This is a genomic window from Flavobacterium sp. PL002 (assembly GCF_054165825.1).
In genome coordinates, this window is the sequence record NZ_CM135110.1 from 1,158,119 (window position 1) to 1,182,800 (window position 24,682).

General features: G+C 36.0%; 14 protein-coding genes and 1 pseudogene. 11 read left to right on the forward strand and 4 right to left on the reverse strand.

Features of this window, described 5'->3' with window-relative positions; genetic code table 11:
* Positions 1-17 precede the first annotated feature (17 nt).
* The 4 genes and pseudogenes from ACVEGE_RS05125 to acs form a co-directional block, all read left to right on the forward strand.
* Positions 18-1,295, forward strand: a pseudogene (locus ACVEGE_RS05125) (AMP-binding protein); the annotation flags it as partial.
* 51 nt (positions 1,296-1,346) lie between these two features.
* Positions 1,347-2,240 (forward strand): IS1595 family transposase, encoded by an 894-nt coding sequence (locus tag ACVEGE_RS05130; protein WP_192501064.1) that lies wholly within the window; start codon positions 1,347-1,349, stop codon positions 2,238-2,240.
* A 97-nt stretch (positions 2,241-2,337) separates the two neighbouring features.
* Positions 2,338-2,886: an AMP-binding enzyme gene (locus ACVEGE_RS05135; RefSeq protein ID WP_370566991.1), complete on the forward strand. Its 549-nt coding sequence runs from the start codon at positions 2,338-2,340 to the stop codon at positions 2,884-2,886.
* A 12-nt stretch (positions 2,887-2,898) separates the two neighbouring features.
* A complete protein-coding gene (acs, locus tag ACVEGE_RS05140; RefSeq protein ID WP_192501393.1) occupies positions 2,899-4,806 on the forward strand; it encodes an acetate--CoA ligase in 1,908 nt (635 codons plus the stop codon).
* A gap of 179 nt (positions 4,807-4,985) precedes the next feature.
* On the opposite strand, the gene ACVEGE_RS05145 is transcribed toward acs, so the two are convergent.
* From ACVEGE_RS05145 to ACVEGE_RS05160, 4 genes are all read right to left on the reverse strand, one after another.
* Positions 4,986-7,886 (reverse strand): alpha-amylase family glycosyl hydrolase, encoded by a 2,901-nt coding sequence (locus ACVEGE_RS05145; RefSeq protein WP_192501394.1) that lies wholly within the window; start codon positions 7,884-7,886, stop codon positions 4,986-4,988.
* Between the two features lie 61 nt (positions 7,887-7,947).
* Positions 7,948-9,057, reverse strand: coding sequence for a SusE domain-containing protein (locus tag ACVEGE_RS05150; RefSeq protein WP_173853604.1), 1,110 nt, complete (start codon positions 9,055-9,057; stop codon positions 7,948-7,950).
* A gap of 22 nt (positions 9,058-9,079) precedes the next feature.
* Positions 9,080-10,684, reverse strand: coding sequence for a RagB/SusD family nutrient uptake outer membrane protein (locus ACVEGE_RS05155; protein ID WP_192501395.1), 1,605 nt, complete (start codon positions 10,682-10,684; stop codon positions 9,080-9,082).
* A 37-nt stretch (positions 10,685-10,721) separates the two neighbouring features.
* Positions 10,722-13,697, reverse strand: coding sequence for a SusC/RagA family TonB-linked outer membrane protein (locus ACVEGE_RS05160; protein WP_192501396.1), 2,976 nt, complete (start codon positions 13,695-13,697; stop codon positions 10,722-10,724).
* A 226-nt stretch (positions 13,698-13,923) separates the two neighbouring features.
* On the opposite strand from ACVEGE_RS05160, the gene ACVEGE_RS05165 reads away from it, so the two are divergent.
* From ACVEGE_RS05165 to ACVEGE_RS05195, 7 genes are all read left to right on the forward strand, one after another.
* Positions 13,924-14,958 carry a LacI family DNA-binding transcriptional regulator gene (locus tag ACVEGE_RS05165; RefSeq protein ID WP_173853601.1) on the forward strand — a complete coding sequence of 345 codons (1,035 nt, stop codon included), beginning with the start codon at positions 13,924-13,926 and terminating at the stop codon, positions 14,956-14,958.
* Between the two features lie 191 nt (positions 14,959-15,149).
* Positions 15,150-16,502 (forward strand): MFS transporter, encoded by a 1,353-nt coding sequence (locus ACVEGE_RS05170; RefSeq protein ID WP_192501397.1) that lies wholly within the window; start codon positions 15,150-15,152, stop codon positions 16,500-16,502.
* 79 nt (positions 16,503-16,581) lie between these two features.
* Entirely contained in the window at positions 16,582-17,238 is a 657-nt protein-coding gene (pgmB, locus tag ACVEGE_RS05175) for a beta-phosphoglucomutase (protein ID WP_173856224.1), read from the forward strand.
* 69 nt (positions 17,239-17,307) lie between these two features.
* Positions 17,308-19,614 carry a glycoside hydrolase family 65 protein gene (locus ACVEGE_RS05180; RefSeq protein ID WP_192501398.1) on the forward strand — a complete coding sequence of 769 codons (2,307 nt, stop codon included), beginning with the start codon at positions 17,308-17,310 and terminating at the stop codon, positions 19,612-19,614.
* 221 nt (positions 19,615-19,835) lie between these two features.
* On the forward strand, positions 19,836-22,229 hold the full coding sequence (locus ACVEGE_RS05185) for a TIM-barrel domain-containing protein (RefSeq protein WP_458008624.1): 2,394 nt from the start codon (positions 19,836-19,838) through the stop codon (positions 22,227-22,229).
* A 4-nt stretch (positions 22,230-22,233) separates the two neighbouring features.
* Complete coding sequence (locus tag ACVEGE_RS05190) at positions 22,234-23,892, forward strand: alpha-amylase family glycosyl hydrolase (protein ID WP_458008625.1); 1,659 nt, start codon at positions 22,234-22,236, stop codon at positions 23,890-23,892.
* A gap of 222 nt (positions 23,893-24,114) precedes the next feature.
* Positions 24,115-24,672: an NfeD family protein gene (locus ACVEGE_RS05195; RefSeq protein WP_192501399.1), complete on the forward strand. Its 558-nt coding sequence runs from the start codon at positions 24,115-24,117 to the stop codon at positions 24,670-24,672.
* Positions 24,673-24,682 lie beyond the last annotated feature (10 nt).

Genomic DNA, 24,682 nt, shown 5'->3' on the forward strand with positions numbered 1-24,682 from the left:
CTTACAATAGTAACCGTATGAATTACAATAATTTTTACACAGAAAGCATTCGTGATCCCGAAAAATTTTGGGCTACACAAGCAGACACTATTGCCTGGTATAAAAAACCAGAGACTATTTTGTCTGAAGATAAAAACGGCTATCCGTTATGGTATAAAGATGGCGAACTTAACCTTTGTTACTTAACAATTGACAAACATGTAGAAGAGGGTTATGGTGAGGAAATTGCCTTAATTTACGATTCCCCAGTAACTCAAACTATAAAAAAATACACCTTTGCCGAGGTCAAAGCTGAAGTAGCAAAATTAGCTGGTGGCATGCTGGCTTTAGGATTAAAAAAGAATGATACGGCAATTATTTACATGCCTATGATTCCGCAAACAGCATTTGCCATGTTGGCTTGCGCTAGAATAGGCGTGACGCATTCGGTCGTTTTTGGTGGGTTTGCTCCTCATGAGCTGGCCATTAGAATCGATGATTGCAAGCCTAGAGTGATTATCACTGCCTCATCAGGAATAGAAGTTGACCGCTTAATTGCTTACAAACCATTAGTAGACGAAGCGATAAGCCTTGCCGAACACAGACCGAAAAAAGTAATTGTTTTTAACAGAAAACTGGGCGCTAGAGTTCCGTTTAAAAAATACGATGTGGATTATGAAACGCTCGTTTACGGTTCAGAGGAAACTCCTTGCGTTCCTCTGCCCGCGACACATCCTTTATATATTCTATACACTTCAGGCACCACCGGAAAACCAAAAGGAATTATTAGAGACACTGGTGGTTATGCCGTAGCACTGTTATTTTCAATGAAATATATCTATGACGTACAACCAGCTGAGACTTTTTGGGCTGCATCTGACATGGGTTGGGCTGTAGGACACAGCTACATCCTTTACGGCCCCTTGTTGAACCGAAATACAACGGTAATTTTTGAAGGAAAACCAATTAAAACTCCTGATGCGAGTACGTTCTGGAGAGTCATTGCTGATCATAAAGTAAACACGATGTTCACTGCTCCCACAGCCATTAGAGCAATTAAAAAAGAAGACCCTGATGGTGACTTTATAAAACAATATGATTTAAGTTGTTTGAAAAATCAGTTTTTAGCAGGAGAACGTTGCGATAATGCTACGATAGAATGGTTTCAAAAACACATTCCTATTCCGGTAATTGACCACTGGTGGCAAACAGAATCTGGCTGGCCTATGGTGGCAAACTCACTAGGATTAGAAAAAATGCCTGTAAAGTCCGGATCAGCAACAAAAGCGGTCTGTGGTTATGATATTAAAATTTTTTGAGGTAAGTAGATAATTTCATATCTTAGAGATCAATAAAACAAGGGAAACATGGATTTATTTACAGGGCAAAACCTTTTAGAATTCGCTGAACGGTTTAAAACAGATGAACACTGCAAAGAATATTTAGCAAATTATAAATGGGAACGAGGATTTATTTGTTTAAAATGTAAGCATACAAAGAGTCAAATCCGCAAAGATTTTTCCAGAACTTGTAATATCTGCAGCCATACAGAAACCGCGGCTGCAAACACTTTATTTCATAAGGTTAAGTTTGGTTTACGCAAAGCCTTTTTTATATGTTTTGAGATGTCAACCACCACTAAAAGTTTATCTGCCAGTTACATGGGAGTTCGCTATGGAGTTACAGAAAAAACAGCACGTTTATTTATGCACAAAATTAGAGAAGCGATGAAATCTAGTGAGAATCATCCAATGGACGGAACTGTTCATGTTGATGAATTCGTTATTGGAGGAAAGGAAAAAGGTAAAGTAGGCAGGAGTTATGATAGCAAGAAAAAAAAGGTTGTAACAGCAGTGGAACTAACAGATGAAGGAAAAATTAAAAGAATGTATGCCTTGAAAATTGATAATTATTCAGCCAAAGAATTAGAGACAATATTTGAAAAGCACATTAATAAAAATGCAAAAATAACCACAGATAAATGGAAAGGTTATCGTCCTTTATTTGGAGATTATAATATCACACAAATAGAAAGCAACAAAGGGATGAATTTTATGGCATTGCACACAATGATTCATCAAGTAAAATCATGGATTAGAACAACATATTCATCGGTAAGTGACTTTAATATAAACAGGTATCTTGATGAATTTTGTTATCGAATTAACCGTTCTCAAAGCAAAGACACAATATTCAACAATTTGATAGTAAGAATGGTCGAGTCAGAAAAAATATATCAATCTAAAATTATATGTTCGTAACTACTGACCTCAATAAATTTTTAATGAAAACGGAGAAGAAGTTGGGACTAACGAAGAGGGTTTAGTAGTTATAAAACTCCCTCTTCCGCCGGGAAATATGTTAGGTATTTGGGGAAACGAAGCCCGTTTTAAAGCAAGCTACTTTGATAAATTTGATGGGTATTATCTTTCTGGTGACGGTGGTTACAAAGACAACGACGATTACATTTTTATAACAGGAAGAGTTGATGATGTGATAAACGTTGCTGGTCACCGATTTTCGACCGCAGAGATGGAAGAAATCGTATCTTCACATGAGCTAATTGCGGAGTGTGCGGTGATAGGAATTCATGATGAGTTAAAAGGACAAGTACCTTTTGCTTTGGTTGTAACCAAATTAAATGCCACTATGGGCCATTTTCAATTGCAACAAGAAATTGAGAATTTAGTGCGACAACAAATTGGGGCTGTTGCCTCCCTAAAAAATATAGTAATTGTAAAACGACTGCCCAAAACGCGCTCCGGAAAAACATTGCGTAGGTTATTGCGAAGTTTATGTGATGGCGAAGAATACCAAATTCCATCTACCATTGATGATGAAAGTATTATCGATGAAATAAATAGCGTTTTAAAAGAACATGAAATTGGTTGTTATAAAATTAAATAAAACTTGAAAATTATGAGCCGTTATAAAATAAATAATCTAGAAGAATATTTTAAAGAATATAAAAAATCAGTTCGAGAGCCTAAAAAATTCTGGGACAAAATAGCTTCTGAAAATTTCACTTGGTACCAACAGTGGGATAAAGTAGTCGATTTTAATATGGCTGAAGCCGAAATAAAATGGTTTACCGAAGCTAAGGTCAACATTACAAAAAACTGTATCGATAGGCATCTAGCAAAAAAAGGGGATAAAACCGCTATTATTTTTGAACCAAATGATCCAAAAGAAGACGCTTTGCACATTTCCTACAACGAACTTCATGTCCGCGTGGGTAAAATGGCCAATGTGTTGCGCGAACAAGGCATTGAGAAAGGAGATCGCGTGTGTATTTATTTGCCTATGATTCCTGAATTAGCGGTTGCTACTTTGGCTTGTGCTAGAATTGGAGCCATCCACTCAGTTGTCTTTGCAGGATTTTCAGCATCGGCAGTGGCGACAAGAATAAAAGATAGCGACTGTAAAATAGTCATCACCTCTGATGGTGGTTATCGCGGAAACAAAACCATAGACCTGAAAGAAATAATTGACGAAGCTTTAATTGATTGTGCTTCTGTTGCAAAAGTATTGGTTGTAAAAAGAACAAACACAACTATAAATATGAAAGAAGGTCGTGACCAATGGTTACAACCACTTTTAGACGATGCATTAGAGAATAATGTGGCTGAAATCATGGATGCCGAGGATCCATTATTTATATTATACACTTCTGGCTCAACTGGAAAACCAAAAGGAATGGTGCATACCACAGCGGGATACATGGTGTACACGGCATATACTTTTAAGAATGTTTTTAATTATGAAGAGAATGATATTTACTGGTGTACCGCTGATATTGGTTGGATTACTGGACATTCTTATATCCTTTATGGTCCGTTATTAAATGGAGCTACAACGGTGATTTTTGAAGGTGTACCCTCTTACCCTGATTATAGCCGTTTTTGGGAAATTATCGAAAAACATAACATTACACAGTTCTACACTGCTCCAACTGCTATTAGAGCTTTAGCAAAAGAGAGCTTGGACTATGTACAAAGATTTCCCTTAAAAACATTAAAAGTAATTGGCTCCGTGGGAGAACCAATTAACGAAGAAGCTTGGCACTGGTACAACGATCACGTGGGAGACAAAAGATGTCCTGTTGTAAATACCTGGTGGCAAACAGAAACGGGTGGAATTATGATTTCGCCAATACCTTTTGTAACCCCTACAAAGCCAACCTATGCAACTTTACCTTTACCAGGAATTCAACCTGTTTTAATGGATGAAAAACGCAATGAAATTGAAGAAAATCAAGTAGTAGGTAGTTTGTGTATTAAATATCCTTGGCCAGGAATTGCAAGAACGATATGGGGAGATCACAAACGTTATAAAGAAACCTATTTCTCCGCTTTCCCTGGTAAATATTTTACTGGTGATGGTGCTTTGCGTGACGAAGTAGGCTATTATAGAATTACAGGAAGGGTTGATGATGTGGTTATTGTTTCAGGTCACAACTTAGGAACTGCTCCTATTGAAGATGCCATCAACGAACACCCAGCAGTAGCCGAAAGTGCTATTGTAGGTTTTCCTCATGATATAAAAGGAAATGCTTTATATGGTTTTGTAATTCTTAAAGAATCAGGAGAATCACGAGACAAGGAAAACCTTAAAAAAGAGATTAATCAACAAATTTCGAACCAAATAGGACCTATTGCTAAACTTGATAAAATACAGTTTGTTTCTGGTTTACCTAAAACACGCTCTGGAAAAATCATGCGTAGAATTTTGCGTAAAATAGCCGAAGGTGATTATTCTAATTTTGGAGATACCTCAACGTTATTAAATCCTGAAATTGTTGAAGAAATAAAAGAAGGAAGAATCTAATTTTTTATATCGAGCGCAATCGAGATGCAATAATAATTATCTACTCTGCTCAAACTAACAATTGGATTATTTTATAAATAGTATTGACATTAAAGCTACTTCCTTGACTGAAGTAGCTTTTTTTTATATAAAAAAAGCTGCCTTTTCAGACAGCTTAACCAAAATAAAAAAACAAATTACTAACTTTTTACCAACTTCATTACCTGAAGTTGCTGTTCTTGATTATAGACTTTTACCATGTAAATACCCTTTGGTAAATCATTTACATCGTATTGATGGTCTTTAGAAAAATTATCTTTAAAGGTCTTTATTAATTGTCCAGTAAACGAATATACTTGTACATTTATTGCTTCAATATTGATCATAAAATAATTTGATGTAGGATTAGGAAATATAAAAACCGAATTATCACTTTCAAAGTTTGTAATGGCCAATGCTGCTACTTTATTTCCATAAATCCTGAAATCTCCTGCGGCAATTGACATTGGATCGTTAACATTAGTCACATTGATTGTTGAGTTATCCATTAAATTGTACCAGGTTCCCGTGTATGGAAAACCAGTAGGCACATTTTGAGTAGTTACATCAAAATTAGCCATGATTAACACATCTTTTAATTGCGTAGCTGCCAAAGCTGTATTAGTGATTTTAATATTTTGTAGTAATGTACTAGAAGTACTCATTGTTGCCGTACCCGCAAAAATAGGTTCAGAGACCTTCAAGGCAATTATTTTTGCCCAATCATTGTAAATTTTGCTTCTAGCGTTATTTTCCAACCAGTTATTTACCCATTGCGGTTGTGGCTTTGTATCTAATTTACAATCACCCGCAGTAGCATCTGATGGTGTGTTTAGCGTTCCGTTATTACAACTAAATATTGATGTCTCCCAACCAAGTTCTCCAAAATGCCAAATCATTTTTGGTCCTGGAACCAATAACGAAACCGCTCCTATAGTAGACATTCTTGATAAAGCCACATCTAAATTTTTTACATTATGAGTTGTATTTGTAGCATTACCATACTGTAGGTTTTTATACATCAAGCGTTCTTCATCATGACTTTCGGCATAGCCCACTAACCTGTTTGCTATAAAGCCACGACTAGCACTTGTCATTCCTGAAATAGTAGCAGCATATCCCATAGAAAGCTCATTGTAATTATCAGTCATTTTTCCCCACATCATAATTCCCTTACTGATTCCGTCTGGTTCACCAGAGATTCGGTAATTTGCCCATTGTTGCTCTTCTTGATTGGTTCCTAAATGTTCAAAAATAGTATAATGCGTAGGATCTAAACTCCATGAATAATCTGCATAGGTTTTTAGCACCGCTACTCTATCCGCCTGAAATTGATTTGTACAATAATCCTGACCTCCAGCAACTGCTGCAGGGCAATTTTGGGTAAAACCCTTAGTTAAATCCCAACGGAAACCGTCAATTTTAAACTCTTCGACCCATTGCTTGATGACACGTTTAACATAATTTTGAGTGCGTGGTAATTGGTGATTAAAATCTTCCCCCACATTATAACTGTGTTTTGCTTCGGTATTGAAATATGGATTCTCTACTGTAGGAGATCCCCAACCGTCGCCATCAGGATCGTTCATCCACATTCTAACCATTGGGTTTCTACCAAAAGCGTGGTTTAAAGCAACATCCAGAATTACGGCTATACCGTTTTGATGGCACAAATCAATAAACTCTTTCAGCTTATTTGAAGGTCCATAAAATTTATCTAGAGCCATGTGAAAAGAGGTATTGTAACCCCAACTTTCGTTGCCTTCAAATTCCATTACGGGCAATAACTCAATAGCGTTAATTTTTAGATTTTTAAAATAGTCGATCTTGTCAATAAGGTCTTGAAAATTTCTATGCGAATCAAAATCACGTACAAGCACTTCATAGATTACTAATTTTTCTTTTTCAGGTTTTACAAAATTAGTTGTTGCTGTACTCCATGGGTAAACCGTTTGCCCCGTTTGCAAAACGGTAACTTCACGCTCTTGCCCTGTTGGGTAAACAGGCATATTAGGATATGTAGTACTCGGGATTCCAGCATCATCAAAAGGGGATAAAACCAAAGTAGAGTAAGGATCTGCCGTTTTTACTAGAGCAGGAGAATTTGCAATAGGAGTTGCATCACCCACCCAATATTGATAAGTATTTATTGCTCCCGAAACTAAACCCGTTAGCGTTAACCAGAATTTGCCATTTACAGGATCTTTTTTCATCGAATAAGTAGCTGTAGGCTGCCACATATTGAAGCTTCCGGCAACATAAATAAAATCTTTGAAAGGTGCATCAAGTACTAAAGTAGCTTTTGTTGCATCCGTAGTATTGTAATTAATCCCATCTACTAATCCTACAGGCATCACTTCAGAAATAGTTCCTGGATTGACTATAACATTAAATTTCTTGTTAATTGTTGTTGTCCCTTGTGTAACTACTAATTCGTAATTTTGATTTCCTGATAAATTAGTGTGTGAATAGCTATAACTTGTAGTAGCTGAATTAGCATTAATACTTACTCCGTTTACTTTTAAATTATAAGTCGCATTCCCACCAGAATTGGTAGCTGCAATTGTAAAACTACTTCCCGAAGTGATAATTGTAGTACTATTTTCTGATGGTGAATTTAGTGTAACTTGAAATACACCCACCTCAGCTAATATGTCTTGTGATTTTTTATCACCAGTACCATCTTTGGCTTTGACCAAAAAACCTATTTTACCAATAGCGGTAGTATTGTAAAAGGTTGTAGGAGTGATTGTTTTTGTATACACATCTAAAGCTGCATTATAAACAAACTTACTCGCCTCATTAGATGCAGTCCATGAACCATTTACTGGAGTTCCTTTTTGTGTTGTATCATTTGTATCAAAAGCCCAAGCCCAAAGGTACAATGCATTTCCAGTTACTCCCCAAGCTGCTTCGTTAATACTACTTCCGTTTATAGTAATAGTAATTGAGGCTGTTTCTTCGAAAGTAGCTGGATTAATGTTATAAGTCACCGTTTGTTGTTGAGCAAATACAGCTACATTTAATAAAAAGCATGCGATTAAAAGTAATGTTTGTTTCATAGTTTTGGCTTTAATAAAAAGGGCTATCCAAATTAGATAGCCCTTTCAATATTTAAGTATTTTATTCTTGATTTGGTATCATTAAATAACTACCATCTAAATCATTAAAGTAAATTTTGTATTTAGACTTGGTTACAGGAATATTATCAGCAGTACCTCCGCCTGAAAAAGCTTTAGAACCACCCCAGCTAACATCCCAAGCATCATTAGCTCTAAACTTAGCTTCTCCATCATTTAATGCCGTAACCCCAAGGCTCCAAACATGTGTATTAAAACCTGATTGAGTCATCGCTGTAGAAGCATCCCAACTATTAGCAGTACTACTACCTATAATACCAACTGTAGTAAAACTAGCTGCAGCCGTTGCGTCATAAGCAACTAATGAAGCTTCTAAAGTATTTGTATTCATTGTAAAAGTATAATAACCTGCTGTTGCAATAATAAATGTCCCAGGATCAGATTCTGAAGTAAGTGTTTTAATTCTAATTTTTGTATTATCGCTTCCTTTACCCAATTGTGGTAACCAGCTACCAAGTGTTGAAATAAATTTAAATTCACCTGCATTAAAATAACCGCTAAACTTATAAACGTTAGTATCTGTACCACTTCTAAATAAAGGTTGGTGTACTGTAGTTGCATCATTATCCCATCCTCCCGCTACTGCAGATCCAATTAAATACCAATCAGTAAATGGATAAGCGATCAATCCTGAATATGCATTAATACTAATTGTAATTGATTTTTCAGAAGTCATGGCTACGCCACCTGAAACACTTGACTTTATTTTCACATCAAACAAAGTAGGCACTCCTGGCTCTGCACCTAACTCAATAGCAGCTTGATTTAAATTTTTCACAATAATAGCAACCTGTGTTGTATTACTTGTAGTTGCTAATGTTAAAGCATTTTCAAAATCACCGTCTTTTTTATCTATCAACAATGTGTAGCTAACGACCACATTGTCTGAATATTTTGCAGCAGACCATACAAATCTGTCTACTTCATTCGTTCCATTTTCTTCAGTTAAAACATATTGCTTAGCCGTTTCTGGAGCTAACAATTCAGGTGTTGACACTGACTCAATAACAGGTCTACTTTCTACATCATCTGCATTACATGATACTAAAAGTACACTAAGAAATGCGATCAAAATTTTATAGTTATTTTTCATTTTTATAGTTTTATAAGGTTAATTAGTATCCTGGATTTTGTTTTAATGTTGGGTTTGCTTGAATATTCCTTGCTGGAATAGGCATCAAGTCTCTATATGATGCAGTAGAATTACCATTCATAGAACCACCTTTCCATTGCCAGATTTTAGCACTACCGGTGAATTTACCAAAACGAATTAAATCAGTTCTTCTATGACATTCCCAAAATAACTCTCTTCCTCTTTCGTCTAGAAGAAAATCAAGTGTTAAATCAGCTGTGGTAATTGCTGTTGCATTTGCTCTAGCTCTAATTTTATTTACATAACCTAAAGAAGTGGCAATATTACCTGTAGCAGCTCCTCTTAAAGTAGCTTCAGCATACATTAAATAAGCATCTGTTAATCTAAACATTGGGAAATCAATATCTGGGATATCGTTTCTTTGTGCCGCTGTTCCGTCGGCATTTTTATTAATGTATTTAGTTACTGCATAACCATCTGTAAAAGTTCCTACGTTGTTGATATCTAGTGACTGTCCATCTGTATAAAACGAACCTCTTTTATCAGCGATTCCGTTTGCGTCAGGAAAAAGATTAACAAACTCTCTACGAGTTCTAATCCCTTGCCATCCACCATCCATACCACGGCTAGCAGCATCCATGCTACCACCTATAGAAGCGTGCATGATAAAACTCATTCCACCACCAGTTGCTCTAATCGCATTTCCATCTCCTACAATAGGAAAAATCACTTCGTTTTGAGCACCGTTTCTGTCGTTATCTGCAGAAAATATATTTTTGTAAACAGGAGCAAATGTGTAATTTGAGCTTGTAATAATCTCATTAGTTAATGTAGCTACTTCACTAAACTTATCCTCTCCTATATAAACTTGAGCGTTTAAATATACTTGAGCTAATAAGAATTTTGCCGCAGTTTTATCAATTCTACCATATTCATTAGATCGAGAATCAGCTAGACTACTATCTAAATCTTTCAATTCTGATTCTACAAAGGCAAAAACCTCTGCTCTTGTTTTTTGCTCAGGATAGAAAAAACCAACTGGATCTTTCTCAGTAGTAATAGGTACATTACCAAATAAATCCATCAGGTTATAATAAGAGAAAGCTCTTAAAAAACGTGCCTCAGCTCTAAAAGTGGCTATTTCAGCTTTCAAACCTGCATCGACACCTCTAGCTGTTAACTTCTCATCTGTGGTTTGTCTTAAAAATTCATTAGCAACACTGATATGATAAAAAGCTCTTGAATAAGTTCCTTCAAGAAACTCATTTGCTGGTGACCAGGTTTGTGCATTCAATGTAGGTAAAGTTCCATCAGCCCAAGCTATAATTGCTTCATCAGTAGAAAATTCTTGCGTTACAAAAAGCAAACGCAAATAACTACTAAAGTCCCCTCCTATTCCAGCAATATCAGCTGCTCCATCTCCATCATTACCTCCCACATACAAACCAGCATATAATTTTGCTAGTACTTGTTTGTAGGATGCTGGATCTTGAAAAAAGGTTTCAGATAAAAATTCATCATCATCTCCGGGTGTAACATCCAAGTCACTCGTACACGATGAAAGCGCCATACTCACTCCCATAATAAAAAGAAGGAAATAAGATATATATTTAAATGATATTTTCATTTTGTTTATTTTTAAATTTTTATTTATCAGTATACTATTAGAAATTGGCATTTACTCCAACCAAGAAAGTTCTCGCTCTTGGGTAAACATTATTATCAATTCCGTTGAACTTTTCTGGATCTAAACCGTCATATTTTGTCAAAGTCAAAACATTTTGAACACCAGCAGTAAATCGTAATGAAGCTGCTTTTAATAATGTTTTATCAAAAGTATATCCAAGAGTGACATTATCTAATTTTATAAAAGAAGCATCTTTTACAAAATAATTAGACAAGTATCGCTGTGTACCATTATCTTCAAATTTAAAACCTGTATTGTAGTAATCAGCACTTACGTTAGATAAATCAGTTTGTCTTCTTAAACCTGCATCTGAATATCCTAAATTAGAACTTACATTATCAAAAATATAATTCCCTAAGCTAGCTCTCCAGTTCATTGTAAAATCAAACTTTTTATAGTTTAAAGTTGAAAAGAAACCAAAAGTATAATCGGGTGCCGGTTTATGATATCTGTAACGGTCAGCTGTATCAATTTTTCCATCATTATTTCTATCTACATAAGCTCCTGCAATGGGTCTTTTATCAGCATCATACAATTGTTCATATACAAAAAATGAATTTGGTGTAAACCCTACAGAGTTAATTTGAATTTTATTTCCGTTACCTCCAGAGATATTATCTCCAGCTAAATAACCTTGAAATCCTGGAACTGTAATCCCTAACTCTGATATTTTTTGATCAATATAAGTAGTATTGAAAGCAACATTCCATCTTAAATTGTCATTCTTAATAATATCCGACTCAATACTAAACTCTACTCCTTTAGTTCGTACACTTCCTATATTGAAAAAACCTTGATTTCTAATGTTTGCACCATCAGGAATTGCTATATCAGCTAGTAAATCAGTTGATTTTTTATCAAAATAATTAACAGATCCCGTTATTCTATCATTAAAGAATCCATAGTCTAAACCTACGTTCATCTCTGCTAATTCTTCCCATTTAATATTTTCATTGTATCCTTCTGGTCTTGCAGTAGCATATATTGTATTCCCAAAAACATATTGTGAATTAATAGTTCCTAAAGTTACTCTACGTAAATAATCGTACTGCGCTGAAATATCTTGCTGACCCGTTGTACCGTAACCAACTCTTAATTTTAAGGTAGAAAGCGTTTCATTGCCTTTCAAGAATGCTTCATCAGACAAATTCCATGCAAAAGCAGCTCCTGCAAAATTACCCCACCTGTTTTCTTCTGAAAAACGTGAAGTACCATCTCTTCTATAGTTTAAAGTCAATAAGTAACGACTATCAAAACCTAAATTTAAACGTCCAAAATAAGATTGCAAGTTGATATCTGGATCTGTAATTACATCTTCATTAGGATTAGGTTGTCTAGTTTCTCCAGATTGGTATTTTTCTTTTTGAAACAATTGATAATTGTAACCTGCTGTAGCATCAATTTTAAATTTACCTAAATCTTTAGTATAATTAAAATACGCATTTAAGTTTTTATTTTGAAGCGCATCAGTATAAGTAGAATAGTTTCCTAAATTAACGTATCCTGGATCACTAAACGCTTTTGGCTGATATCCTAGAACACTTTCAGTACTTACATTAGTAAAACCACTACTATCAAATCTATCAATACCAGCTTCAACAACCACTCTTAAATCTTCAAAGAAATGCAATTTATAATCTAACCTAACATTTCCCCATTTTCTTGTAGAAGTGGATCTACGTTCATCTTGATTTAATCTTGCTACTGGATTTCTTGCAGGTAATAACGGTAAATTTCCGTTAGACTCTAACCATTCAAAGTAACCTCCGTAACGAGAACCCGCTTGATAAACTGGTTGTGTTGGATCATAACCTATTGCACTTCCAATAACACCACCTTCATCTTGAAATCTATTTTTACCAAAAGACAAGTTTCCGCTAATATCAATTTTTAAATGATTATCAAACAAAACTGGATTTAATGATAATGACGTTGTTGTTCTTTCAAAAGAAGTGTTTTTAAGAATACCTGGGTTATCAACATTACCAACTGATAATCTTATTGGCAACTTTTGGAACAAAGCACCACTTACTGATATATTATTATTAACGGTTAGTGCAGTATGAAAAATTTCATCTTGCCAATCTGTGTTATCTGTACCCAATAAAGCTTTTTGAGCATCTGTTCCTTTTTCGTTTACTAAAGCTCTATACTGATCTGCGCTTAAAACATCAACTGTATTAGCTACAGTATTAATACCTACCTGAGAACTAAAGTTTACTTTTATGCGTCCTTTACTTCCTTTTTTAGTTGTTATAACGATTACTCCATTTGCCGCTCTAGATCCATAAATAGCTGCTGCAGAGGCATCTTTTAAAACAGTAAACGACTCTATATCATTAGGGTCAATTGTAGATAGTATACTCGTTGAACCTGAAGGTACCGTATTACTTAATGGCAAACCATCTAATACAATTAATGGCTCATTAGAAGCGCTCAAAGAAGATCCTCCACGAATACGAATATCTGCCTTTGCTCCTGGAGATCCTCCACCAGTTACATTTACTCCTGAGATACGACCACTGATTAAACTTTCTGGAGTTACGTTTTGTCCTTTGTTAAAATCCTTTGCTGCTATTTGAGAGACAGATCCTGTAGCATCTTTTTTCTTAACTGTACCATATCCTACTTGAACAATCACTTCTTGAAGCATGTTTTGATCTTCTTCTAAAGCAACTGTTAATGATTTTTGACCAGTATAAGAAATTATTGAATTTTTGTATCCAATGAAAGAAAAAACAACTTTATCGCCGTTCTTAACTTTTAACAATTGAAATTTACCATCAAAATCTGTTGAAACGCCATTTATTGCGCCTTGAATATTTACATTTACTCCTGGAATAGGTTGTCCTGATGCTTTATCAACAACAACACCATTAAAAGTAGTCTGAGCTAGAATACTAAAAGGCAGTAGTAATAATAAAAATAACAACTTTTTATAAATTGTTTTCATACTTTTTGTTTAAATTAATTAGTTTTAATTGAATTTTACTCTTACTTCGAATGTTAAATTTATGTAAATTTTAAGATGCTCGACAATCACAATTTTAGAAAAGGTTACGAAAACGTAATAGTGTTGAAAACTTTCTGATTAATCTAATTTATTAATGGGAAAATTGCCATTAATAAAAACAAATCCTACCTTTATTACGAATTAATTTTTTATCAGATTTATAATTATGAAAAGAAAAGTTACACTTAAGCAAATTGCAAAAGAACTAGACGTCTCTATTTCTACCGTTTCAAAATCACTTAGAAACAGTTTAGAAATAGGAGAGGAAACCAGATTGAAAGTACAAGCATTTGCAAAATTTTATAATTATAAACCTAATAACATTGCACTTAGCTTAAAAAATCGCAAAACTAAAACAATCGGAATCATTATTCCTGAGATTGTACACTACTTCTTTTCTACTGTGATTAATGGTATTGAGCAGGTCGCAAACGAAAATGGGTATAGTGTAATCATATGCCTCTCTGACGATTCATTCGATAAAGAAGTTCGAAATATGGAAATGCTTGCTAATGGTAGTATTGATGGTTTCATAATGTCGTTGTCTAAAGAGACGCAACTTAAAGGAGACTTTCACCACATTACCGAAGTTATCAACCAAGGCATGCCAGTAGTTATGTTCGACCGCGTTACAAGCGAAATATTATGTGATAAAGTAATCATCGATGATAAATCAGCAGCTTATGAAGCAGTACAAACCTTAATCGACAAAGGGCGCAAGAAAATTGCTTTAGTAACCACTGTAGACTATGTAAGCGTAGGTAAATTAAGAACAGACGGCTATACTAAAGCATTGCTTGATAACGGCTTGCCTTTCAACGAAAACCTCATCATCAAAATCGAAGATGTAGATACTTGCGAGGTTATCATTGGTAAACTACTAGAAGACAAAGCCATCGATGCGGTTTTTGCTGTAAACGAACTCTTTGCCGTAACCAGTATTAAAGCTGCAAATAAAATGGGATTAAATGTCCCCGAAGATCTAGCGGTAATTGCTTTCACCGATGGTATTATTTCTAAATATTCTACTCCTACAATTACCACCGTAAGTCAAAGCGGAAAGAAAATGGGAAACAAAGCTGCTAAAATGCTTATTGATCGTTTAGAAACTGAAGAGGAAAGCGAAGAGGAAGAGGAGGTTGAAAACTATAAAACTGAAGTAATTGAAACCCATTTGGTCGAAAGAGAGTCAACAAATTAAAACTATTCTGCTATACTATTCATTACTACAACCTTGTAGTTGTTAATCTTTGGATTTTTTTAGATCCAAAAAACAAATGTTTGAAATTAATTTCTACATTTACCCCAATCAAAGCTTTTACTTTTACTTCGAAAAATAAGTTAAGTTTTGATAAGCATCGCGCTTATCGTATTAATTTTTAAATTACGATAATGGAAAAGCGTAAATTAAGTTTTTGGGAAATCTGGAACATGAGTTTCGGATTCTTGGGAATACAAATGGGATTTGCTCTTCAAAATGCAAATGCGAGTAGAATTCTTCAAATTTTTGGTGCCGATGTTCACGAGCTATCATGGTTCTGGATTATTGCTCCTTTAATGGGACTTATCGTTCAACCCATAATTGGTCATTATAGTGACAAGACTTGGGGAAAATTTGGACGTAGAAAACCTTTCTTTTTAATTGGTGCAGTATTGGCCTCAGTAGGTTTGATATTAATGCCACAAGCCGAAATTTTCATCGCATTACTTCCTGCCTTATGGGTTGGAGCTGGAATGTTAATGATTATGGATGCCTCTTTCAATATTGCTATGGAACCTTTCAGAGCTTTAGTGGGAGACAATTTAAGAACAGATCAAAGAACATTAGGATTTAGCGTTCAAACGGCCTTAATTGGTTTTGGAGCCGTAATAGGTTCTTGGCTTCCTTATGTTTTGACTAATTGGTTTGGTGTTTCTAATCGAAATGAAGATGGCGGCGTTCCTATGCATTTGATTCTTTCATTTGTCATTGGTGCAGTAATCTTAATTGGTTCTATCCTAGTAACCATTTTTACCACAAAAGAATATTCTCCTGAAGAATTAGCCCAGTTTGAAGATGAACAAGCACATCAAGAAACAGCAGCTGTAGAAAAAGAATCGAGTCTTCTCGATATTTTTGAAGACTTTAGAAAAATGCCTACTACCATGCGACAATTGAGTTGGGTGCAGTTTTTCTCTTGGTTTGGACTTTTTGGAATGTGGGTTTTTACAACTCCTGCTATTGCGCACCACATTTATGGTCTGCCTATTAACGATAGTAAAAGTGAAGCGTATCAAACAGCCGGTGACTGGGTTGGTGTCCTTTTTGGGATCTACAATTTGGTTTCTGCATTTTACGCTTTTGCACTTCCTTACATCGCTAAGAAAATAGGTAGAAAACTAACGCATTCTATTTCCTTAACCATTGGTGGTCTTGGTTTAATCTCTATGTATTTTATGCCTAACGAAGATTGGTTAATCCTTTCTATGGTAGGAGTAGGAATTGCATGGGCTAGTATTTTATCAATGCCATATGCCATTCTCGCAGGTTCTATTTCGCCTTTAAAAATGGGAGTTTACATGGGGATTTTCAATTTCTTTATCGTGATTCCGCAAATTATCAACGCTTTAATTGGTGGTCCACTGGTTAAATACTTCTATCATGACGACGCTATTTTTGCACTGGTAACTAGTGGAGTGAGTTTTCTCATCGCCGCAGTGCTGGTAGTAAAAGTAAAAGATGTCGATGATGTTGTAAAAAAATAATCACTCCAGACCTTTCCTGATTTAATCCTTAAGCAAAACTGCTTAAACCACTTATTTTCCACAAAAAATTATTCTCGACATGCGTACAAAAGCATTTATATTCGACCTCGACGGAGTAATCGTCGATACGGCAAAATACCATTATTTAGCTTGGCAAAAAATTGCTCAAGAACTAAACATAGACTTCACATTAGAGCATAACGAACTCCTTAAAGGCGTAAGCCGTGTTCGCTCTCTTGATATTATCCTCGAACTAGGAAACGTTCAGGCTTCACAAGAAGACAAGAACAAATGGCTGGTTCAAAAAAACGACGAATATTTAAGCTATTTAGTCGATATGGATCAAAGCGAAATCCTTCCTGGTGTGATTCCAGTCTTAGAATTTTTAAAGCAAAACAACCAACCTATCGCTTTAGGTTCGGCGAGTAAAAACGCAAGACCCATTCTAGAAAAAACGGGCATCATCCATTTTTTTGATGCAATTGTTGACGGCAATGATGTCTCTAACGCCAAGCCAGATCCTGAGGTTTTCTTAATCGCAGCAAAACACTTGAACAGCAATCCAGCGGATGCAATTGTATTTGAAGATTCGGTTGCGGGTGTTCAAGCAGCTAACATTGCCAAGATGATCAGCATAGGAATAGGAGAAGAAAAAACACTACAAGAAGCACAGTATATTTTTGAGGATTTTACTCAAATAACGACCCACTTCATTCAAGAATTAATCAACAAATAAGACGCAAGTATTTCCTTGGCTGTATCTCGTGACAGCAATAAAACTTGAACTACAAAACTATCAAACAAAATGAATCAAGATTATATAAAACCCGATAATTGGTCTATCATCGAAGAAGGATTTGACGCAGAAAGCGTAAAATCATCTGAAAGCCTTTTCAGTATAGGAAATGGCGCGATGGGACAACGTGCTAATTTTGAAGAAACCTACACTGGAGCTACTTTTCAAGGTAGTTATATTGCCGGAATTTACTATCCAGACAAAACTAAAGTGGGCTGGTGGAAAAACGGTTACCCAGAATATTTTGCTAAAGTATTGAATGCGCCTAATTGGATTGGAATTGATATCGAAATCAACGACGAAATTTTCGATCTTAATAAATGCAGCGAAATAAAAAAATTCCGTCGTGAGTTGAACATGAAAGAAGGTTGGTACAGCCGCTCATTTGAAGCCACTTTAAAAAACGGAACGGAGATTGCCGTAAACGTAACGCGTTTCTTGGCTTTAGACTTAGATGAGGTAGGGATTATTAACTACGAAATCACGCCATTAAACAAAGATGCAAAAATAGTTTACAAACCTTATATTGACGCTGGTGTTACTAATGAAGATGCTAACTGGGATGAGAAATTCTGGGAACCTCTTGATGTAAAACACACCGGTAACGAGGCCTTTGTAACTGCACAAACATTCAAAACGCATTTTAAAGTGACCACTTTTATGCAGAATAGTGTTTTTGAAAATGGTAAAAATCTAAACCTCTCTCCTACCAACTTCAATACTACTGCAGACAAAATTCAAAGTCTGTATGCGGTGATTGTGGCAAAAGGAAAAACATCTTCTATTCAAAAAATTGGTGGTTACACCGTTTCTTTAAACCATAGCAACACGCAAACGGCTGCCGAAAAAGCAATTCAAGCGGCTTTAGCCAAAGGATACAATCAATTGTTGCAAGATCAGCTTGCTGCTTGGGCAAAGATTTGGGAAATGTCAGACATTACAATTGATGGAGATGTGAAGGCACAGCAAGGAATTCGCTTTAATATATTTCAGTTAAACCAAACCTATTTAGGTAAAGACAGCCGATTAAACATTGGACCAAAAGGATTTACCGGTGAGAAATATGGTGGTTCCACTTATTGGGACACAGAGGCCTATTGCATACCGTTTTACATGGCGACAAAAGACCAGCAGGTTGCTCGTAATTTATTGACTTACCGCTACAATCAATTAGACAAAGCCATCGAAAATGCCGAGAAAAACTTAGGTTTTAAAAACGGTGCTGCCCTCTACCCTATGGTGACAATGAACGGGGAAGAATGCCACAACGAATGGGAAATCACGCACGAAGAAATTCATAGAAATGGTGCCATCGCTTTTGCGATTTTCAACTACCACCGTTTTACCGGCGATTACTCTTATATTCCCGAAAAAGGATTAGAAGTGTTGATTGCTATCGCTCGTTTCTGGCATCAGCGCGCTTCTTTTTCGAAGGATAAAAACCAATACGTAATTCTAGGTGTGACTGGTCCTAATGAGTACGAGAACAATATCAACAATAATTTCTACACTAATTATATTGCAAAATGGTGTATTGATTATGCATTCGAACAAATTCAAAAAGTAGCTTCAGAATATGCTGAAGATCACAGTAGAATCATCGAAAAAGTAAACCTAAGTGCTAGCGAAATCCAAGAGTGGAAAAAAGTAGCGGATAACATGTATTTCCCTAAATCAGAAGCGTTGGGAATCTACTTGCAGCAAGACGGTTTCTTAGACAAAGATTTGGTTCCAGTTAAGGATTTAGATAAATTACAACGTCCTATAAATCAAAAATGGTCGTGGGATCGCGTGTTGCGTTCGCCTTACATAAAACAGGCTGATGTATTGCAGTGTTTCTACTTTTTTGAAGATCACTTTTCGAAAGAAGACCTACATAAAAACTTTGATTTTTATGAGTCATTCACGGTACATGAGAGTTCGCTTTCGCCCTGCGTACACTCTATTCAAGCTGCCTTGTTAGACAAAATGGATATGGCGTATACGTTTTATTTACGAACATCTCGTTTGGATCTAGACGACTACAACAAAGAGGTTGAAGAAGGCTGCCACATCACGTCAATGGCGGGAACTTGGATGAGTATTGTAGAAGGTTTTGGAGGAATGCGCGTTAAAAACGACAGCTTGCATTTCTCTCCTAAAATCCCTAAAGAATGGGATGGTTATTCGTTCAAAATTAATTTTAGAAACCAAATTTTGAAAGTAATTGTAAACCATAACGAAACCCAAATCACCCTTGAGGGTTCACAAGATCTTACCGTTTATATCAATGACAAACCGCTGCTAGTTCGTGCAAACGAATATGCTACAGCATAAAATTTCCAATAAATGAATGATATCGAGGCATTACCCAAATGATTTTTTCAAAGTACGTAATGCCTCCCTATTATTTTAAAAAACCGCTTACTTAGACTATTTTAAGTAGCAAGAACACTATTTTTTTGCTTGTAATTATTAGAAGCTATTTCCTGCTATCCCCTTTATCTCTTCACTACGTTACGAGGATATCGGTCCTATCAGGGCTAAAAAAAAGTACCATGAACAAATTCCTTCTCAGCATCATACTACTGGTTTTTACAATCACATTTTCATTTGCGCAAAATGCAAACCGAAAATTTAAAAGCAGCAGTTACAACCACAACACATTAGAAATAACAACTTCTGATGGTAACTATAGTATCACTGCATATACTGACAAAATTGTAGCGACTACTTTTATTCCAACATTCGAAAAAAATAAGCCAAACGCAACATCGCACGCGGTTGTTCTTGAACCTGAAAACAACATTGCTAAAATAAAAGAAACAAATACACAAATCGTTTTGTCTACTCAAGGAATTGCGGTTACGGTAACCAAATCACCTTTTCAGATTAGTTATTTCTATAAATCGAAAGCACTACTCTCTGAGAAGAACGGCTACATAAAAAAAGACAGCACAGAAGTACTCGATTTTAATTTAGATAAATCAGAAGCATTGTATGGAGCAGGCGAACGCGTTTTAGGCATGAACCGCCGTGGCAACCGTTTGCAATTATACAACCGAGCTCATTACGGTTATGAGACGCATTCAGAATTAATGAATTTCACCATGCCACTGGTAATGTCGTCAAAGATTTATGCCGTTCATTTTGACAATGCCGCCATTGGATACTTAGATTTAGACAGTAAAAAAAACAACACCCTAGCATACGAAACAATCTCTGGCCGAAAAACCTATCAAGTAATCGCCGCTGATTCTTGGACCGATTTAATTACTAGTTACACCACCTTAACAGGAAAACAACCGCTGCCTCCTCGTTGGGCATTTGGGAATTTTGCTAGTCGTTTTGGCTACCACACCCAAGCTGAAACCGAAGCGACCATTCAAAAATATAGAGACGAAAAAATTCCTGTAGATGCTGTAATTCTGGACTTATATTGGTTTGGAAAAACCGTTCAAGGAACAATGGGGAATTTAGATTGGGACAAAGAAAGTTTTCCCGAGCCTACAAACATGATTGCCAATCTTGAGAAAGCAGGCGTCAAAACTATTCTGATCACTGAACCTTTTATATTGACTACGTCAAGCAAATGGCAAGAAGCAGTCGATAAAAAAATCTTAGCCACAGATAGCAATGGCAAACCCTTTACTTATGATTTCTATTTCGGAAACACAGGAATCATCGACATTTTTAAACCTGAAGGCAAGCAATGGTTTTGGACTATTTATAAAAATTTAATCAATCAAGGCGTTGCTGGATTGTGGGGTGATCTTGGCGAACCTGAAGTATTTCCGTCTGCTGCGATAACGGTAGCTGGAAAAGCCGATGAGGTTCATAATATTTATGGGCATAATTGGGCAAAACTTGTTCAGGACGGTTATAAAAAAGATTTCGCACAACAAAGACCTTTTATATTAATGCGCGCAGGATATTCTGGATCACAACGATACGGCATGATTCCGTGGTCAGGAGATGTTAGCAGGTCTTGGGGCGGATTGCAAGCACAAACAGAAATCGCACTTCAAATGGGAATGCAAGGTATGGGATACATGCATTCTGACTTGGGCGGTTTTGCTGGAGCTACAGACGATAGTGAATTGTACACCCGATGGTTGCAATATGGCGTTTTCCAACCTATTTTTCGCCCACATGCGCAGGAAGACGTTCCTTCTGAACCTATTTTTAAAGACGAAATTACAAAAAGCAGAACGCGTAAAGCCATTGAATTACGCTACCAAATGATTCCGTATAATTACACTCTAGCTTTCGAAAACAATCAAAAAGGAACGCCATTGATGCGCCCATTACTTTTTGAAGAACCTACAGATACAGTTATCCAAAAAGTAAACGAAACCTATTTATGGGGAAATGACTTTCTGGTTACTCCTATTACGAATGCAGCTATAGCTAACAAAACGATTTATTTCCCTAAAAGCAGTAATTGGTTTGACTTTTATTCTGACAAGAAATATGCGGCAGCGACAACTAAAAATATCACTGTTGTTCCTGAACACATTCCGGTATTTGTGCGAGGCGGCGCTTTTATCCCTCTGGCTGATTTGGTACAAACTACGCGTGATTATACTACTTCAAAAATAAATCTACATTACTATAAAGACAGCGATGTAAAAGCAAGTTCTGGCGAAATGTACCATGATGATGGTAAAACCCCGGAAGCTTTCGAAAAAGAAAACTATGAGATTTTACATTTTAATGCAAAAAATAAAAGCAATATCTTGAGCTTTGAATTAACAACAACAATTGGCGCTAATTACACTGCTATAGATCGCCAAATCCAGTTGATTATTCACAACAGTGATGCTGAACCTAAAAAAATCACTAGCAATAGAAAAGCAGTAGATTTTAATTGGAACAAAAAAGAAAAGACACTTACTATTCCCGTGCAATGGACCAAGGGAACATCAGAAAAAATAAAAATTAAATTCTAATAAAATGAAAATATACCCTCTATTTTTTTTACTAGCGACTGTCGTTTTAACCGTAAGTTGCACCGCTACTAAAAAAGTTTCCAATATAAAAGCAGCAAAAACTCCCTTTGTATGGGAAGCCGCTAGCGTTTATTTTTTAATGACAGACCGATTTAATAACGGTGACAAAGCAAACGACCAGAATTACAATCGCACGAAAACTAGCGGGAAATTACGCGGTTTTCAAGGAGGAGACATCAAAGGGATTTCGCAAAAAATCGATGAAGGTTATTTTGACAAACTCGGAATCAATGCGATTTGGTTTACACCAATAGTCGAACAAATTCATGATGGCGTTGATGAAGGAACGGGATACAGCTACGGGTTTCATGGGTATTGGACGAGAGACTGGACCGCTTTGGACCCTAATTTCGGAACCAAAGAAGATCTTGCAGCCCTTGTTGAGAAAGCACATACTCACGGCATCAGAATTATTCTTGACGGCGTAATCAATCACACAGGACCGGTAACTCCTGAAGATTCGGTGTGGCCAAATGATTGGGTACGCACAGACCCGCAATGTGACTACAAAACATTTGAAACTACAACCGCATGCACCCTAGTTAAGAACTTACCCGATATTAAAACTGAGAGCGATCAAGAGGTTGCACTCCCTCCTTTTTTAATCGAAAAATGGAAAGCAGAAGGCCGTTACGAAAAAGAAGTCGCTTCGCTAGATGCCTTTTTTAAAAGAACAGCATACCCGAGAACACCCAAGAATTACATTATAAAATGGCTTACAGATTACATCGCTGATTACGGAATTGACGGTTACAGAGCAGATACCGTAAAGCATACAAACGTGAGTGTCTGGAGTGATTTTAAGACGCAATGTGAGTTTGCTTTTGCAACTTGGAAAAAAAACAATCCAACAAAAGTTTTAGACAACAATCCTTTCTACAGTATTGCTGAGGTCTACAATTACAACATTAGCGCCGGGAAATATTTTGATTTTGGTGACAAAAAAGTAAACTATTATGACAATGGTTTTAACAACATGATCAATTTCGAATTCAAATCAGATGCTTTAAAAGACTATGAGTTCATTTTCTCTAAATATGCTACTATTTTGAATGGTGAACTAAAAGGATCGAGCGTATTGAACTACTTATCGTCTCATGACGATGGAAGTCCGTTTGACGCAGCACGAACAAAGAACAAAGAAACGGCCACCAAATTATTACTTTCTCCAGGATTAGCACAAGTTTTTTATGGAGATGAATCGGCTCGTTCTCTTATTGTAGCAGGCACTGAAGGCGATGCAACATTGCGTTCCTTCATGAACTGGGAAGACATCAAATCAAATCCTGCAACTCAAGCAGCACTTTTACATTGGCAAAAACTAGGACAGTTTAGAAAAAACCACCCATCGATTGGCGCTGGCGTACACCAACAAATTAGCGCTCAGCCGTATGTATTCTCGAGAACATTTACTAAAGGCGATTATAGTGATCAGGTAGTCGTAGGACTAGATTTATCGATTGGTAAAAAAGAACTATCTGTTGGTACAATTTTCGATAACGGAACAACGTTAAGAGATGCGTACTCCGGTAAAACGGCCACTGTAACAAACGGAACCGTTGCTATTGATAGCCCGTTTGACATTGTACTATTAGAAAAATAAGTTTAAATATTGCTTTAAAATTCTTTTATTGCTACCAATCTGTGACAAAAAAATTACCCGAAGAATACCACAAATACTTCAAGTCAAAAAAGCACAAATCGAATCTGGTTTGTGCTTTTTTATTTTTCTAAAAACCGTTTTCAAAAATAAAAATTATATTTTCTTTAACATTTGTAACTTTTGTAAAAAATATCGTCTAATTTGGACACCCAAACCATTATTATGAACTTTTTAGAAAACTACGAACCCTTGCTAAAAGCTTTCTGGTACATTGCGCTACCCGTAAGTTTGTTTTTCAGTCTGCAAACCATCATGACATTTGTTGGTTTAAGCGATGGAGAAACCGACATGGATTCAGACACCGGCGATGTAGAGATGCCATTTGAGATTTTCACCTTACGCAACTTGATCAACTTTTTATTGGGTTTCAGTTGGACAGGAATTTCCTTTTACAACACCATAGAAAACAAAACAATATTGATTGTTGTTGCGCTTATTGTTGGGTTGTTATTTGTTGCTATCTTCTTTATGCTAATCAAACAAATTTTAAAACTATCAGAGAACAATAGTTTTAAAATTGAAAGTACCTTAAACCAAACTGCGCAAGTCTACCTGACCATTCCTGCAGAAAAATCAGGACGAGGCAAAATATTGATCAGTATAAAGGGAGCATACCATGAGCTGGATGCCATGACTGTCTCTTCCGAAAAAATCCTTTCAAATACTTCCGTGAAAGTCGTTGCTATAGAAAACAACGTATTAATTGTAGAAAAAAACTAAATTTAAAATA

Bases quoted from the DNA above. Each gene is read 5' to 3' on its own strand.
- ACVEGE_RS05165 (WP_173853601.1), top strand. From the start codon at position 13,924: ATGAAAAGAAAAGTTACACTTAAGCAAATTGCAAAAGAACTAGACGTC.
- ACVEGE_RS05135 (WP_370566991.1), top strand. From the start codon at position 2,338: ATGTTAGGTATTTGGGGAAACGAAGCCCGTTTTAAAGCAAGCTACTTT.
- ACVEGE_RS05185 (WP_458008624.1), top strand. From the start codon at position 19,836: ATGAACAAATTCCTTCTCAGCATCATACTACTGGTTTTTACAATCACA.
- ACVEGE_RS05195 (WP_192501399.1), top strand. From the start codon at position 24,115: ATGAACTTTTTAGAAAACTACGAACCCTTGCTAAAAGCTTTCTGGTAC.
- ACVEGE_RS05180 (WP_192501398.1), top strand. From the start codon at position 17,308: ATGAATCAAGATTATATAAAACCCGATAATTGGTCTATCATCGAAGAA.
- acs (WP_192501393.1), top strand. From the start codon at position 2,899: ATGAGCCGTTATAAAATAAATAATCTAGAAGAATATTTTAAAGAATAT.
- ACVEGE_RS05155 (WP_192501395.1), bottom strand. From the start codon at position 10,684: ATGAAAATATCATTTAAATATATATCTTATTTCCTTCTTTTTATTATG.
- ACVEGE_RS05130 (WP_192501064.1), top strand. From the start codon at position 1,347: ATGGATTTATTTACAGGGCAAAACCTTTTAGAATTCGCTGAACGGTTT.
- ACVEGE_RS05190 (WP_458008625.1), top strand. From the start codon at position 22,234: ATGAAAATATACCCTCTATTTTTTTTACTAGCGACTGTCGTTTTAACC.
- ACVEGE_RS05170 (WP_192501397.1), top strand. From the start codon at position 15,150: ATGGAAAAGCGTAAATTAAGTTTTTGGGAAATCTGGAACATGAGTTTC.
- ACVEGE_RS05145 (WP_192501394.1), bottom strand. From the start codon at position 7,886: ATGAAACAAACATTACTTTTAATCGCATGCTTTTTATTAAATGTAGCT.
- pgmB (WP_173856224.1), top strand. From the start codon at position 16,582: ATGCGTACAAAAGCATTTATATTCGACCTCGACGGAGTAATCGTCGAT.
- ACVEGE_RS05160 (WP_192501396.1), bottom strand. From the start codon at position 13,697: ATGAAAACAATTTATAAAAAGTTGTTATTTTTATTATTACTACTGCCT.
- ACVEGE_RS05150 (WP_173853604.1), bottom strand. From the start codon at position 9,057: ATGAAAAATAACTATAAAATTTTGATCGCATTTCTTAGTGTACTTTTA.